The 14116-nt window shown below is 60.7% G+C and carries 13 protein-coding genes; 4 read left to right on the top strand and 9 right to left on the bottom strand.

Features of this window, described 5'->3' with window-relative positions; translation table 11 throughout:
* Positions 1–73: 73 nt before the first annotated feature.
* Positions 74–544 carry a hypothetical protein gene (locus ACVWYU_RS14325; protein ID WP_247255472.1) on the bottom strand — a complete coding sequence of 157 codons (471 nt, stop codon included), beginning with the start codon at positions 542–544 and terminating at the stop codon, positions 74–76.
* A gap of 460 nt (positions 545–1004) precedes the next feature.
* Here ACVWYU_RS14325 and ACVWYU_RS14320 point away from each other — a divergent pair, with 460 nt between their 5' ends.
* Complete coding sequence (locus ACVWYU_RS14320; protein WP_090318193.1) at positions 1005–1940, top strand: chemotaxis protein CheV; 936 nt, start codon at positions 1005–1007, stop codon at positions 1938–1940.
* Between the two features lie 152 nt (positions 1941–2092).
* A complete protein-coding gene (locus ACVWYU_RS14315) occupies positions 2093–2899 on the top strand; it encodes an MOSC domain-containing protein (RefSeq protein WP_457372948.1) in 807 nt (268 codons plus the stop codon).
* 65 nt (positions 2900–2964) lie between these two features.
* Here ACVWYU_RS14315 and ppnP read toward each other — a convergent pair whose 3' ends face one another.
* The 8 genes from ppnP to ACVWYU_RS14275 form a co-directional block, all read right to left on the bottom strand.
* The gene (gene ppnP / locus ACVWYU_RS14310) at positions 2965–3249 is read right to left on the bottom strand and encodes a pyrimidine/purine nucleoside phosphorylase (RefSeq protein ID WP_090318201.1); all 285 of its coding nucleotides are present in this window, start codon (positions 3247–3249) and stop codon (positions 2965–2967) included.
* 69 nt (positions 3250–3318) lie between these two features.
* Entirely contained in the window at positions 3319–3861 is a 543-nt protein-coding gene (locus ACVWYU_RS14305) for an exonuclease domain-containing protein (protein ID WP_090318204.1), read from the bottom strand.
* A gap of 71 nt (positions 3862–3932) precedes the next feature.
* The gene (locus tag ACVWYU_RS14300; protein ID WP_457372947.1) at positions 3933–5894 is read right to left on the bottom strand and encodes an acetyl/propionyl/methylcrotonyl-CoA carboxylase subunit alpha; all 1962 of its coding nucleotides are present in this window, start codon (positions 5892–5894) and stop codon (positions 3933–3935) included.
* 129 nt (positions 5895–6023) lie between these two features.
* Positions 6024–6821, bottom strand: a complete 798-nt coding sequence (locus ACVWYU_RS14295; protein ID WP_457372946.1) for an enoyl-CoA hydratase/isomerase family protein — start codon at positions 6819–6821, stop codon at positions 6024–6026.
* Positions 6818–7975 carry a citronellyl-CoA dehydrogenase gene (atuD, locus tag ACVWYU_RS14290; RefSeq protein ID WP_090318212.1) on the bottom strand — a complete coding sequence of 386 codons (1158 nt, stop codon included), beginning with the start codon at positions 7973–7975 and terminating at the stop codon, positions 6818–6820. Before atuD ends, ACVWYU_RS14295 begins: the two co-directional genes overlap by 4 nt.
* Before the next feature lie 22 nt (positions 7976–7997).
* Positions 7998–9614, bottom strand: coding sequence for a geranyl-CoA carboxylase subunit beta (atuC, locus tag ACVWYU_RS14285; protein WP_457372945.1), 1617 nt, complete (start codon positions 9612–9614; stop codon positions 7998–8000).
* A 3-nt stretch (positions 9615–9617) separates the two neighbouring features.
* A complete protein-coding gene (locus ACVWYU_RS14280; protein WP_248916255.1) occupies positions 9618–10487 on the bottom strand; it encodes an SDR family oxidoreductase in 870 nt (289 codons plus the stop codon).
* A 12-nt stretch (positions 10488–10499) separates the two neighbouring features.
* Positions 10500–12302 (bottom strand): acyclic terpene utilization AtuA family protein, encoded by a 1803-nt coding sequence (locus ACVWYU_RS14275; RefSeq protein ID WP_457372944.1) that lies wholly within the window; start codon positions 12300–12302, stop codon positions 10500–10502.
* Positions 12303–12465: 163 nt separating this feature from the next.
* On the opposite strand from ACVWYU_RS14275, the gene ACVWYU_RS14270 reads away from it, so the two are divergent.
* Positions 12466–13089, top strand: a complete 624-nt coding sequence (locus tag ACVWYU_RS14270; RefSeq protein WP_090318225.1) for a TetR/AcrR family transcriptional regulator — start codon at positions 12466–12468, stop codon at positions 13087–13089.
* Between the two features lie 95 nt (positions 13090–13184).
* Positions 13185–14003 (top strand): substrate-binding periplasmic protein, encoded by an 819-nt coding sequence (locus tag ACVWYU_RS14265; RefSeq protein ID WP_457372943.1) that lies wholly within the window; start codon positions 13185–13187, stop codon positions 14001–14003.
* Positions 14004–14116: the final 113 nt, after the last annotated feature.

Below are 14116 nucleotides of genomic sequence, written 5' to 3'. Positions count from 1 at the left end.
TTGCGACGTGTCTTTGCTCAAGTTAATGAACAGTCATGGGCAATAAAACACGAAATACGGGATGTTCTGTCGTTTAAGCCTGTCGTTCCGCATAGTTAATGACGGTAAATGGTTTGGTATTAACCGGTGGCCGGAACTGACTTTGTCCGACCTGAAAGGCGAACGCTTCAATCAGGGTGGTCTGTTCACTTTCATCAAGGCTGAGCTGGCCGGTTTTCTGGTCGATGAGTTCAAGTTGCCAGGCAATCAGCGTCAGGCAGTCTTTCAGCGCATTCAGGGCCTCGTCATGCAGATCCATATGATTCTGCGCATGGTTCAGCAAGCCGTGAATGTGCAGCGAAAATTCCGAAACAGCGGCCAGTGCCAGGGCATCGGCCTTGTTGGCCAGCTTGAGAAGGGTACTGAGCATGCAGTCGATCGCGTCCTTGTCATTGCTGATCAGTTGCAAATGACTCAGGCATTCCTCGGTTTTGGCCAGAAGTGTTTCAGCTTCGGCGAGAAACTCAGGAATCCGCTTTGCCCATTCATTGCGATTGTTCGGCATGCTTATCTCCACAACGTCATGACTAATGAGGGGATGTCGCGTGTGTCGACGAAGACGGTCAGCGTCCCGACGTAACCGTTTGGTCGTGGGATCGCGCTACGGCCGGCTTGGGTGCGGGCAGTAGAAGTCGAAAGGGTGGCTGGCCACTTACCTGCGATCGCACACAAAAGCCTGACTCCATTCATGCAATGAGAATGGCGTCACATTAATGGCTATTGGATATCGCGAATATCAGGTTGTACCTGATCGTTGCTCGGGGAATCCCTTAGGCAACGGAACCGAACGCGCAAGCTGTTGTCGCGTCGCAGAGTGTAGCAAATGAAATGACAACGCCAGTAAAGCATGATGTTAATGTGACATCAATGCCCGAGGGTGGCATTTTGCAAGGGTCAAGCTCCGGCAGAAACAGCCGATAACCCTCTACTAGTGAATTCATCAGAACAAGACCAGGAGTCTTTGAATGGCCGGCATTCTCGATACGGTAGACCAACGTACGCAACTGGTGGGTGAGAATCGGCTGGAAATTCTCATGTTCCGGCTGGCCGGACGGCAATTGTTTGCCATCAACGTCTTTAAAGTGCAGGAAGTCCTGCAACTGCCGAAGCTGACCCTGATGCCTCAGCGTCACCCGTTCGTTTGCGGCGTGGTCAACCTGCGTGGCCAGACCCTGCCGGTGATTGACCTGTCCCAGGCGATCGGCATGCGCCCGCTGGTGCCCGGCCCGAACAGTACGATCATCGTCACCGAATACAACCGTTCGGTACAGGCGTTCCTGGTAGGAGGAGTGGACCGGATCGTCAACATGAACTGGGAAGCCATTCTGCCGCCACCGACCAGCGCCGGGCGTCAGCATTACCTGACCGCCATCAGCAAGGTCGACGACCAGTTGGTAGAAATCATCGACGTTGAAAAAGTCCTGGCGGAAATCGTCCCTTACAGCGCCAAGGTGTCTCGGGAAAAACTCAACGATCCAGTGCTGGAACGTGCCCGGGGCCGAGAAGTGCTGTTGGTCGATGATTCGAACGTCGCCCTGGCGCAATTGCGCGACACCCTGGGTCAGTTGGGCGTGAAAATGCACATTGCCAGCGATGGCTTGAAGGCCTTGAACATGCTCAAGGCCTGGGCCGATACCGGCGTCAACATGACCGACAAGCTGCTGATGGTCTTCACCGACGCAGAAATGCCGGAAATGGACGGTTATCGCCTGACCACCGAAATCCGCAGCGATCCTCGCCTGCGTGGACTGTATGTGGTGCTGCACACCTCCCTGTCCGGCAGTTTCAACGACTCGATGGTCAAGAAGGTCGGCTGCGACAACTTCCTTTCCAAGTTCCAGCCGGACAAACTCGTCGACGTGGTGCGTGAGCGCCTGATGCTCGACGCCGTGCCGGCCTGACCATGCCCGGAAAACACCCTGCAGGCGCCGGCCAGCCGGTTCCTGCAGGTTGAGTCGTTGCGTGCTCAAGGGGCGCGCACTCCTTTCATCAGCCTTTGATTCAGCAATCAAGCTCGTATAGGGTGGCGTTTTTGCCTCCCAGGGAGCTGGTCATGCTGCGTCTGAGCGCGCTTTATCGTTATCCGTTGAAATCCGCCAAGGGTGAAAAGCTGCAGCAGGTCAGCCTGGACAAGCTGGGACTGGATGGAGATCGACGCTGGATGCTGGTGGATGAGGCCAGCGGGCGCTTCCTGACCCAACGTGCGGTGGCGCAGATGAGCCAATTGTCTGCGTTGTGGAATGCTGATGGCGGCCTGACCCTCAGCGCCCCCGGCCACACACCGATCGATATCGCCTTGCCCGCAAGCGACGCCGAACTGCGTGGCGTCACCATCTGGCGCGACACCCTGCGTGTGCCCGATGCCGGCGACGAGGCGGGTGCGTGGGTCAGCCAATTCATTGGCAACCCGACCCGCCTGGTGCAAGTGCCACTGGAGCGCGCGCGCATGACCGAGGCCGGCTACGGCAAGGACGACGATCAGGTGGCGTTCGCCGATGGGTATCCGCTGCTGCTGATCGGCCAGGCATCGCTGGAAGACCTGTCGCAAAAGGTCGGGCGTACCCTTGAAATGTTGCGTTTTCGGCCGAATCTGGTGATCGAAGGGAGCGAGGCGTATGCCGAGGATGGCTGGAAGCGCATTCGCATCGGCGATGTCGAGTTCCGGGTGGTCAAGTCGTGCTCACGCTGCATTTTGACCACCATCGATCCGCAAACCGGGGAGCGCAGCGCCGATCGCGAACCCTTGGCCACCCTGCAGAAGTACCGGTCCGAAGCCGATGGCGCGATGTTCGGCCAGAATCTGGTCAATGACGGCAATGGCCGTTTGGAAGTCGGCATGCCCGTGACCATCCTCGAGTAAAACTCCAACGAAAAATGCCCGTGTTTTTACACACGGGCATTTTTTGTCGCTGTGCAACCGTGGGGTTAGCCGCGGTATTCGCACAGGTAAGCGGTCTCGACGGCCACTTTCACCTTGAACTTGCTGTTGGCCGGAACGTTGAACTGGTCGCCGGCGTTGAAGGTTTCCCATTCGGTGCTGTCCGGCAGCTGAATGGTCAATGCGCCGGAGATCACGTGCATGATTTCGCGCTGGCTGGTGCCGAAGTCATAGTTGCCCGGAGCCATCACACCGATGGTCGCCTGACCTTCAGCGGCTTCAAAGGCGATCGACTTGACGCTGCCGTCGAAGTACTCGTTGACTTTAAACATGGGCGATTCCTCGAAAAGGGCTAAAAAGGGCCGGCCAGTATGCACAAGGCCCAAGGCCTAGTCACCTCTCTAAAGCGGAAGAACCAGTGGCAGGAGCCGTGCGGTATTGCGCGCATCTTCCAGCGCCCGGTGTTGCTGGCCGGTGAACTGCAAGCCCGCCAGTTGCAGGGCGCCATTGAGCCCCAGCGGGCGTTCCAGGCGCCGGGCCTTGGCAAAGCGCTGCTTGAGGTTCATGTGTTGCACCTTGGCCAACACGCTGTCGAGTTGCAGGCGCTGCCATTCCTGAAGCAGCTGTTTGCGATCGTAATCGCCCCAACTGACCCAGCCTTCAAGGTGTGTGTGATGCTGACCCAGCCAACGCTCGAAGAATGCCCAGACCTCGCCCAGAGGTTGCGCGGCATCGATGTTGGCCTGAGTTATGTGGGTCAGCTCCCGGCAAAACGGCGTCAGTAATGGACGTCGTGTCGGCTTGACGAAGCGCTGGAAGTGATCCACTTCCCGGCCCTTGCGGTCCACCAGGGTGGCACCGATTTCGATGATTTCCATTTCCGTGATGGGCCAGCCACCCTCGTCGGTGGTGGCTTCCAGATCAATGACCAGCCAGTGAGGCATCGAAGGGTTCCTGGTATCCGCGTCCTGATAGGGCTTGAGCGTAGCCAAACCCGGCGGATCCGCCTAGCGGCTTATTCGACCTCCAACAGAATCTGCCGGTTTTTCACCTGATCGCCGACTTGCACCTGCAAGCGCTTGAGCACGCCGTCGATGCCCGACTTGAGCGGATGCTCCATCTTCATGGCCTCCAGCACCACCAGCAATTGGCCTTTGCTCACCAGGCTGCCTTCACTGACCAGGACATCGACAATCGCGCCATCCATCGGTGCCTTGAGGGTGCCGGAACTGACGCTGGCCTGGCTGCTGACCAACGCCTGGGTCCGGTCTGTCAGGCTCAGACTGCCTGGACGGGTGAACAGGCACAGTTGCCGGGCCTCCAGACGGTAGGCATGGCGTTTGCGAATACCGTCGATTTCCAGCGTGGCCCAGCGCCCATCGCACTCGATGATCTTCAGTTCGAGATGTCGGGTCTCGATCTGGATTCGATAGGCCTCGCCCGGCAACGCGTTGAGCTCCACCGACCACGCCTGATCATCCAGCCCGAGACGATAGTGCAGCGGCACACTGGCGTTGTTGCGCCAACCGGCCAGCGGGGCGCGATGAGACTGTGCCGAAGCCTGATAGAACAGCGCCGCGGCAATTGCCAGTTCTTCGGCGCTGGGCTCATGAGGGCGCAGGCTCGCGTGGTCAGCGAAATACTGAGCGATGAAGCCGGTGCTGAATTCGCCGCTGATGAATTGCCGATGGTCCAGCAGGCTGGCGAGCAAGCGCTGATTGCTCTGCACCCCCAGTAGCACAGTATCCTGCACAGCCCGCAGCAATTTGCGCCGGGCTTCTTCGCGGGTGCTGCCATGGGCGATGATTTTGCCCAGCATCGGGTCATAGAAAGGGCTGATCTGTTGGCCTTCGAGCAGGCCGTGGTCGATCCGCACGGCATGTTGAACTGCAGGTTCCCAAGCCTCGACGCGTCCGGTTTGCGGCAGAAATCCCTGGGCCGGATCTTCGGCATACAGTCGTACTTCCATCGCATGGCCGTTGAGTTGCACCTGCTCCTGACGCAGTGGCAATGGCCGCCCCTCGGCGACAGTCAGTTGCCAGGCCACCAGATCGAGCCCGGTAATCAGCTCCGTCACCGGATGCTCCACCTGCAGCCGCGTGTTCATTTCCAGAAAGTAAAACTGCCCACGCGCATCCAGCAGAAACTCCACGGTGCCGGCACCGACGTAGTTCACCGCGCGCCCCGCCTTGAGCGCCACTTCACCCATGGCCTGGCGCAGCTCGGCGGTCATGACCGGGCAGGGGGCTTCCTCGATGACCTTCTGATGGCGGCGCTGGATCGAACAATCCCGTTCGCCCAGGTAGATCAGGTTGCCGTGCTGGTCGCCGAACAGTTGAACCTCGACATGCCGTGGTTCGATCAGGGCCTGTTCGAGGATCAGTTCGTCGCTGCCAAAACCGTGCAGCGCTTCGGAGCGTGCGGTGCGAATCGATTCCAGCAGGTCGCTGGCGCTATGTACCAGGCGCATGCCGCGTCCGCCACCGCCCGCACTGGCCTTGATCATCAGCGGATAGCCGATGCGTTCGGCTTCGCGGCTCAGGCTTGCGTCGTCCTGTTCGGCACCTTGATAACCTTTGATGCACGGCACACCGGCCTCGAGCATGGCGAGCTTCGACAGGCGTTTGCTGCCCATCAACTCAATGGCGTCAGGGCTGGGGCCGATGAAGGTGATGCCGGCGTGCTGGCAGGCGAGGGCGAAGCCGGCGTTTTCCGAGAGAAAACCGTAGCCGGGATGGATCGCATCCGCGCCGGTGCGCCGGGCGGCCTCAATGATTGCCGGAATGTTCAAATAAGACTGTTGCACCGCAGCCGGGCCGATGTTCACCGCTTCGTCGGCCATCCGCACGTGCAGCGCATCGGCGTCGGCATCGCTGAACACGGCGACGGTGCGGTAGCCCAGAGCCTGGGCAGTACGCTGGATGCGGCAGGCGATCTCACCGCGATTGGCGATGAGGATTTTCTTGAGTCCGGGCATGGGGTGTTTTCCTGTTTTTGCGATGAATGTGATGGCCTCATCGCGGGCAAGCCTTGCTCCAGGTTTAGCGTCGATCACAAATTCATGACCCTCGCAGTACCTGTGGGAGCTGGCTTGCCAGCGATGCTTTCAAGAAGCCCACCCCGGTTTACGCTTCTGCACGAAGGCCATCGTTCCCTCGATACCTTCGGCCCCTGTCACCGCCTCGCTGAACCACTGCGCGGCTTCGTTCAGCAGCTCATCCGAGGGCTGTGCAGCACTTGCCAGCAACAGCTTTTTGGTCGCCGCATTCGCTCCCGGCGCACAACACAGCACATGGGCCAACACCTCTTCGAGGCGTTCGGCCAGCGCCTGCGGATCGTGCTCGACAAAATGCACCAGCCCCATCCGCCGTGCCTGAGTTCCATCGAATCGAGCCGCCGTCAGGGCCAGTCGCCGGGCCTGAGTCAAACCGATGCGCTGGACCACGAACGGCGCGATCTGCGCCGGCAGCAGACCGAGGCTGGTTTCCGGCAGGCCGAATTGCGCCTGATGATCGGCCAGGGCGATGTCACTGACACAGGCCAGACCGAAACCACCGCCCAGCACGGCGCCTTGCAGCACCGTGATCACCACTTGCGGCGCCTGTTGCACCTCTTGCAGAAGGGCACCGAACAACCGGTTCAAGTCGCGGTGAGCGTCGGGACCCTGGGCGCGGGCATTGGCCATGTCCTTGATGTCGCCGCCTGCGCAGAAATGCCCGCCGGCGCCGGCAATGACCAGGGCGCGGGTCGTCCGGTCATCGTGCACCGCCGCCAGCACCGCGCGCAGTTCAGTGACCATCTGCAAACTCATGGCGTTGCGGCTGTCCGGGCGATTGAGGGTGATGTGCAGGACGCCGTTATGAGGCTCCAGCAGCAAGGTCTGGCAAACCGGCAAGGTGTTCATTTCTTTTTCCCCGGCAGGATGCCCATGAGTTTGCAGATGATCCCCAGCATGATTTCGTCGGCCCCGCCGCCGATCGACACCAGCCGCACATCGCGATAGGCACGGGCCACCGGGTTGTCCCACATGAAGCCCATGCCACCCCAGTATTGCAGGCAACTGTCGCTGACTTCGCGGCCCAGCCGGCCGGCCTTGAGCTTGGCCATGGACGCCAGGCGAGTGACGTCATGCCCCTTGATGTATTGCTCGGTGGCCTGATAGACCAGCGCTCGCAGGCATTCGATTTCGGTTTGCAGTTCGGCCAGGCGAAAGTGAATGACCTGGTTGTCGATCAATGCACTGCCGAAGGTCTTGCGCTCCTTGCAGTACTCGATCGTGCTGTCGACGCAGTACTCCAGCCCCTTGATCATGTTCGCCGCGCCGAACAGGCGTTCCTCCTGGAACTGCAGCATCTGCATCATGAACCCGGCGCCTTCGTGGCCGATGCGGTTGCGTTGCGGCACGCGCACGTTGTCGAAAAACACCTGGGCGGTTTCCGAGCTGCGCATGCCGAGCTTGTCCAGGTGCGAGCTGAGACTGATCCCCGGCGTGTTCATCGGCACCATGATCAGTGATTTGTTGATGTGCGGTTTGTCGTCCGACGTGTTGGCCAGCAAACAGATGAAATCGGCGCACGGCGAATTGGTGATCCACATCTTGCTGCCGTTAATCACGTAATCGTCGCCGTCTTTGCGCGCAGTGGTCTTCAACCCGGCCACGTCGGAACCGGCGCCGACTTCCGAGACACCGATGCAGCCGACCTGCTCGCCGCTGATCGCCGGGCGGAGGAATTCGTCGCGCAATTCATCGGAGCCGAAACGCGCCAGGGCCGGAGTGCACATGTCGGTCTGCACGCCGATGGACATCGGAATGCCGCCGCAATGAATGGTGCCGAACTCTTCGGCGGCGACGATCGAGTAGCTGTAGTCCAGGCCCATGCCGCCGAATTTTTCCGGTTTGGAAATCCCTAGCAGGCCAAGGTCGCCAGCCTTGCGGAAGATTTCGTGGATCGGAAAGCGTCCGGCCTTTTCCCAAGCTTCGACGTGGGGATTGATTTCGTTGTCGACGAATTGGCGGACGGTACGGCGCAGGGCTTCGTGTTCCTGGGTGAAGATCATTCTTGTTGTTCTCCTGATCGCCCTAGAAGCGGGCTACACCAAAACTGTTGGACTGCAGCGGCCGTACCTCGGCCTCGTGACAGATATCCAGCAAATAACCGAGCAAGGTCCGGGTATCGCGTGGATCGATCAGGCCGTCATCCCACAGGTTGGCGCTGCCATAGAGCGCCGTGGACTGACTGTCGAGTTTCTGCGCAGTGACCTGTTCCAGCATGTCGAGCATTTTCGGATCGGGCACCAGGCCGTCCTTGGCCTGTTTGGCCTCGGTAACGATACGCAGCACTTTGCCGGCCTGGGCGCCGCCCATCACTGCCGTGCGGCTATTGGGCCAGGCGAAGATAAAGCGTGGGTCGAGGCCACGGCCGCACATCGCGTAGTTGCCGGCACCATAGGAACCGCCGACGACGATCGTCAGTTTCGGCACCCGGGCATTGGCCACCGCTTGAATCATCTTGGCGCCATGCTTGATCACGCCTTGCTGCTCCGATTCGGTGCCGACCATGAACCCCGTGGTGTTATGGAAAAACAGCAGTGGCGTCTGGCTCTGGTCGCACAGCTGGATGAACTGCGCCGCCTTGCTCGCACCCTGGGGCGTGATCGGGCCGTTGTTGCCGATGAAACCACAGGCGCGGCCCTGGATTTTCAGTTGGCCGCAAACGGTCTGCTGGTCGAACTCGCCCTTGAACTCGAGGAAGTTCGAACCGTCGGCTATACGCGCGATGATCTCGCGGACGTCGTAGGGTTTTTTCGGGTCATCCGGGATCAGGCCGAGCAGTTCATCGATGGGGTAGAGCGGCGCTTCCCAGTGACGTTCCGGTAGCACAGGCAACCGGTCGTTCCACGGCAAGAGGCTGACGATTTCGCGCACCTGACGCACCGCGTCGGCATCGTTTTCCGCCAGGTATTCAGCGGTGCCGGCCACTTGCGCGTGCATCTCGGCACCGCCTAGCGCTTCGTCGGTCGCCACTTCACCGGTCGCCGCCTTGAGCAGCGGCGGGCCGGCAAGAAACAGCTTGGCCTTGCCGCGCACCACCACCACGTAATCCGACAATCCCGGTTGATAAGCACCACCCGCCGTGGCCGAGCCATGCACCACGGTGATCTGCGGCAGGCCCAAGGCCGACATCCGCGCCTGATTGGCAAAGCTGCGCGCGCCTTCGACGAAAATCTCTGCTGCGTAGTTGAGGTTGGCGCCCCCGCTTTCGGCGAGGGTGATCACCGGCAGTTTGTTTTCCATGGCGATTTGTTGCAGGCGCAGGGATTTTTTCAAACCGCTGGGGGAAATGGTCCCGCCCTTGATCGCGCTGTTGTTCGCCACCACCAGGGTGCGCACGCCCGACACGTAGCCGATGCCGGCGATCAGGCCGCCACCGGCCGAGCTGCCGTCCTTGTCATCGTGTAGTCTGTAACCGGCCAGACTCGCCAGTTCGAGGAACGGCGCGCCGGGGTCCAGCAGCAGATTGAGGCGTTCGCGGGGCAGCAATTGTCCGCGCTTGTCGAATTTGGGCTTGGCCTCGGCCGCCTTGTTCAACAGGTTCTGTTCGAGTTCGCGGACCTGTTCGATACCCGCCAGCATGGCCGCGCGATTACGGGCGAACTGTTCGCCGTGGGGATCGAGTTGCGACTGAATCACCGGCATGGGTTATTCCTTATCCTTGAGCACGTCAGGAAGGTATGCACGGTGGAAGCCGTTGTACGACTCGCTGTTGGTCGCCTTGTGAATCGGCCACGCGCGGCCGCCGAGGCTGGCGGCGCCATCGATGCGCAAGGTGCTGCCACTGATGAACGCCGCCGCCGGGCTGAGCAGGAAAACGATGGCCGCGCTGACTTCCGACTCGGTACCGATCCGCTTGAGCGGCACGTGTTCGCGCAAGGTCGGGATCACCGCCTTGAACGCACCTTCGTAGGTGTCCATGCCACTGGACGCGATCCAGCCCGGCGCCACGGCGTTGACCCGCACCCCGGCATAACCCCATTCGAACGCAGCGGTCTTGGTCAGGTTATCCATGCCCGAGCGTGCCGCGCCCGAGTGGCCCATGCCCGGCATGCCGCCCCACATGTCGGCGAGCATGTTGACGATGGCGCCGCCGTGCTTGCTCATGGACTGGTTGAACACTTCCCGGGCCATCAGGAAACCGCCGACCAGATTGGTGCGCATCACCGTTTCGAAACCCTTCTGATTGATCGACGCCAATGGCGACGGGTATTGCCCACCGGCATTGTTGACCAGGCCATGGATCGGGCCGTGCTTGCGGATCAGTTCGCCAACCAGGTGCGTCACCGCGTCTTCCTCGCGAATATCGCAGGTGCTCCAGTCGGCCTTGCCACCGTCTTCGGCAATCTCGGCAGCAACGGCTTTCAACTTGTCGGCCTTGCGTCCGACCAGCAGCACGTGCGCGCCAAGGGCTGCCAGTTCGTGGGCGGTGCAACGGCCAATGCCACTGCCACCACCGGTGACGATGATGGTTTTGCCCGCAAACAAATCGGCTTTGAAAATCGAATCGTAGGCCATGGTGGCAGCCCTCTAGTTGACCTGGTCGGCGATGCGCTGCGGCACCGGAATCTGGATTTCCAGCAGTTGCTGGGCGAACGCCTTGCCTTGCGGGTCGATCCGCAGGCTGGCGACACCGCCGCCCCCGAGGGCGTTTTCCAGGAGGAAGTTCAGGCTGTGGGTAGCGGGCAGATACCAGCGCTCGACACGGCCGTGGATCGGGTCCAGCACATGGCTCATCCAGTCGACGAGCACCGCCGGCGTCAAGGCTTCGGCGATCCAGGGCAAGTACTCGGGATCGCGGGCCATCACGCCGATGTTGCTGTGGTTGCCCTTGTCGCCGGAGCGGGCCACCGCCAGTTTGACCAGGGCCACGCTGGCGTCGGCCATGCCTGCGGGTTTGGGGGGCTCGAACGGCTCCGGCAAATCGGCGCTGTCGAGCACATCGACGGCGGGCAGCGGGCATGGATGGCGCTGGCCCATCAGATCAATTTCCAGCGTGCAGGCGGTTTTGTCGATCAGGAACGAGAACAGGCGGATCAGCGGATACACGGTGGGCCGGCCGCCGACAATCCCGGTCAGCCCCGGTGCCATGCCGGTGGCGGCCTGGGCTATTTCCCGGGAAAACACGATCAATGCCTGTTTATTCGGGTGGCGCACGGCGAGTTTGATCACCACTTCGCGGCTGTCGCGGCGCTGGCCGTGGGGGCCGTAAGTGGCTTCGCTGCCGAGCAGTTCGACGTTGACCTCGCTATAGGGCGCCCAGCCGCGCTGGCTGAAGATTTCCGAGGTCTTGTTGATGATCGCTTCGCTGACCCGCCGAGCCTTGTCGACTGCATCGATGCCGGCGATCAGGCAGCTGGCGGTGCAGCGAAAACCATCCGGGTAAGTGGCGCTGACCTTGTACTGATCGGTTGGCGGCAATCCCTTCGCGCCGTGCACCTGCACCGCGTTTTTGCCTTGCTGCAGCAGTTTGACCCGGGTGAAATCGCAGACCACGTCGGGCAGCAGATAGGCCCGTGGGTCGCCGATTTCATACAGCATTTGCTCGCCCACCGTCAGCGGGGTGACCAGCCCGCCGGAGCCCTCGGGTTTGCTGACGATGAACTGGCTGTCGGCGCTGACTTCGACGATGGGAAATCCGATGTGTTCGTAATCGGGCACGTCGCGCCAATCGGTAAAGTTGCCGCCGGTGCACTGGGCGCCGCATTCGATGATGTGGCCGGCGAGGGCCGCCTGGGCCAGTTTGTCGTAGTCATGCCACGACCAGCCGAACTCATGCACCAGGGCGGCGCTGACCACCGCGCTGTCGACCACGCGCCCGGTGATCACGATGTCCGCCCCCAGGCGCAGGGCTTCGACAATGCCCGGTGCGCCAAGGTAGGCGTTGGTCGAGACGCACAGGGGCGGCAGGGGCGCGCCGCTGAACATCTCGTGGAGGCCACGAGTGCTCAGCTGTTTGAATTGCGGTTGCAGGTCATCGCCCAGCAGGACAGCGATCTTCAGTGCGACGCCAGCCTTGTCGCACGCCGCTTGCAGCGCGGCGGCGCAGGCCTGCGGGTTGACCCCGCCGGCATTGCTGATGACACGGATCTTTTGATCGCACAGTTGGCTGAGTAACGGACTGAGCACTTCGATGAAGTCGCTGGCATAGCCAGCCTGGGGATCTTTCATCCGTGCGCCAGCCATGATCGACAGGGTGATTTCCGCCAGGTAGTCGAACACCAGATAGTCCAGGCGCCCGCCTTCCACCAGTTGCGCGGCGGCGGTCGAGGTGTCGCCCCAGAAGGCGCTGGCACAACCGATGCGGATCGTTTTTGGCGCAGTCAACTCCATAACCACCTCCGACAGAAGTGTTTCGAGACTACCAAGCAAGCGCTTGGTTTGTAAACGGCTAAAATAACTTCTGCCCGAGCGCTTGCTTGGTCGTGGGCAGCAGCTTAAATTGCCCGCGCAAACCCGCTGTTTTAGCGGTGATCTCGACTGTAGGAGAAAACGGGTGGACGAGCAAAAAGCCCTGAGGGTCATGCGCGAACTGGTCGAAAACGGCCAATTGACCGATCCGGACAGTGCCCGCGGCAAGCTCCTGCAAGTGGCGGCTCACCTGTTTCGCAACAAAGGCTACGAACGCACCACCGTGCGCGATCTGGCCGGTGCCGTGGGCATTCAGTCGGGGAGCATTTTTCATCATTTCAAAAGCAAGGACGAGATCCTGCGGGCCGTGATGGAGGAGACCATTGTCTACAACACCGCGTTGATGCGTGCGGCCATTGCCGATGCCGGCAACGTGCGCGAGCGGGTGCTGGCGCTGATCCGTTGTGAATTGCAGTCGATCATGGGTGGCAGCGGCGAGGCCATGGCGGTGCTGGTCTACGAATGGCGCTCGCTGTCCGAGGACGGCCAGGCGAGGGTCCTGGCGTTGCGCGATATTTACGAAGATATCTGGTTGCAGGTACTGGGCGAAGCCAAGAGTGCCGGTCTCATTCGCGGTGATGTGTTTGTCACGCGACGCTTTCTCACCGGGGCGCTGTCCTGGACCACCACCTGGTTTCGCGCCGATGGCAGCATGAGCCTTGATCAATTGGCCGACGAGGCGCTGACTCTGGTGCTGGAGGAAAAATAATTAGATTGTGCTGGTCGGCAGGAAACTGGCTAACTGAGCGAAACCGCCTAGCTTGAATGCATTGGTTCGGTATTTTTGGGGAGTGGGTTGTTTTGATGTCTTCGCCAATTCGGACGGCTTCGCGGCTTTTGCTCACGGCACTTCTGGCGTCATGGGTGCTGCCGACCCAGGCTGCACAACTGGTGCGCATTGGTGCCGCGCACTTTCCGCCCTACACCGTGCGCCCCGAGTCCGGAGCCGATACCGGTTTGCTGCCGCAATTGGTCGAGGCACTCAACGCCCTGCAAAACGACTATCAGTTCGTCCTGGTGCCCACCTCCATCCCCCGGCGTTTTGGTGATTTCAAGCAGGGCCGGGTCGATATGGCGATCTTCGAAAACCCCGACTGGGGCTGGAGGGACATTCCCCACACCAGCGTCGACATGGGCCTGGAAGACGCCGAGATTTTTGTCGCCCAACGCCAGCGCGAAGGTCAGCCAGCGCGCCAGCAAAACTACTTCGCCGATCTGACGGGCAAGCGTCTGGCGCTGTTCAGCGGCTATCACTACGAATTTGCCGGCTTCAATGCCGATCCCAAATACCTCGCGCAGAACTACAACGCCACCCTGACCTATTCCCATGACAGCAACTTGCTGATGGTGCTGCGCGGGCGTGCCGACATTGCCCTGGTCACGCGTTCTTATCTCAGCGACTATTTTTTGCGCAACGACAAGGTGGCCGATCAGTTTCTGGTGTCCGAGCGCATCGATCAGGTCTATCACCATTACGCGATCCTGCGACCGACCGCGCCCATCAGCGGCGAAGCATTCGGCAGGTTGCTACAAGGGCTGCGGGATAACGGCCAGATGCTGAAGATTTTCGATCCGTACAAAATTGCGGTCTTGCCGGTCCCGACACCACAGCTGGCGAATTGACTGACCTCACTTGGATTTCCCGCCCCGATACGGCGTATCTCCCACATCGATCCTTAGTGTTCACAAACATTGGGTTCACAGGAGATCACCCTGTGAACTGGCTTGCCAGCAAT

The organism is Pseudomonas sp. TE12234 (assembly GCF_054061835.1).
Note: the sequence above shows the minus strand (reverse complement) of the source record. Positions and strands in the feature narration are given on the sequence as shown.

Excerpts from the sequence above, each read along its gene's own strand:
- ACVWYU_RS14305 (WP_090318204.1), bottom strand. The coding sequence starts at position 3,861 with ATGCCTCACTGGCTGGTCATTGATCTGGAAGCCACCACCGACGAGGGT.
- ppnP (WP_090318201.1), bottom strand. The coding sequence starts at position 3,249 with ATGTTTAAAGTCAACGAGTACTTCGACGGCAGCGTCAAGTCGATCGCC.
- ACVWYU_RS14280 (WP_248916255.1), bottom strand. The coding sequence starts at position 10,487 with ATGGCCTACGATTCGATTTTCAAAGCCGATTTGTTTGCGGGCAAAACC.
- atuC (WP_457372945.1), bottom strand. The coding sequence starts at position 9,614 with ATGCCGGTGATTCAGTCGCAACTCGATCCCCACGGCGAACAGTTCGCC.
- ACVWYU_RS14275 (WP_457372944.1), bottom strand. The coding sequence starts at position 12,302 with ATGGAGTTGACTGCGCCAAAAACGATCCGCATCGGTTGTGCCAGCGCC.
- atuD (WP_090318212.1), bottom strand. The coding sequence starts at position 7,975 with ATGATCTTCACCCAGGAACACGAAGCCCTGCGCCGTACCGTCCGCCAA.
- ACVWYU_RS14295 (WP_457372946.1), bottom strand. The coding sequence starts at position 6,821 with ATGAACACCTTGCCGGTTTGCCAGACCTTGCTGCTGGAGCCTCATAAC.
- ACVWYU_RS14300 (WP_457372947.1), bottom strand. The coding sequence starts at position 5,894 with ATGCCCGGACTCAAGAAAATCCTCATCGCCAATCGCGGTGAGATCGCC.
- ACVWYU_RS14265 (WP_457372943.1), top strand. The coding sequence starts at position 13,185 with ATGTCTTCGCCAATTCGGACGGCTTCGCGGCTTTTGCTCACGGCACTT.
- ACVWYU_RS14315 (WP_457372948.1), top strand. The coding sequence starts at position 2,093 with ATGCTGCGTCTGAGCGCGCTTTATCGTTATCCGTTGAAATCCGCCAAG.
- ACVWYU_RS14320 (WP_090318193.1), top strand. The coding sequence starts at position 1,005 with ATGGCCGGCATTCTCGATACGGTAGACCAACGTACGCAACTGGTGGGT.
- ACVWYU_RS14325 (WP_247255472.1), bottom strand. The coding sequence starts at position 544 with ATGCCGAACAATCGCAATGAATGGGCAAAGCGGATTCCTGAGTTTCTC.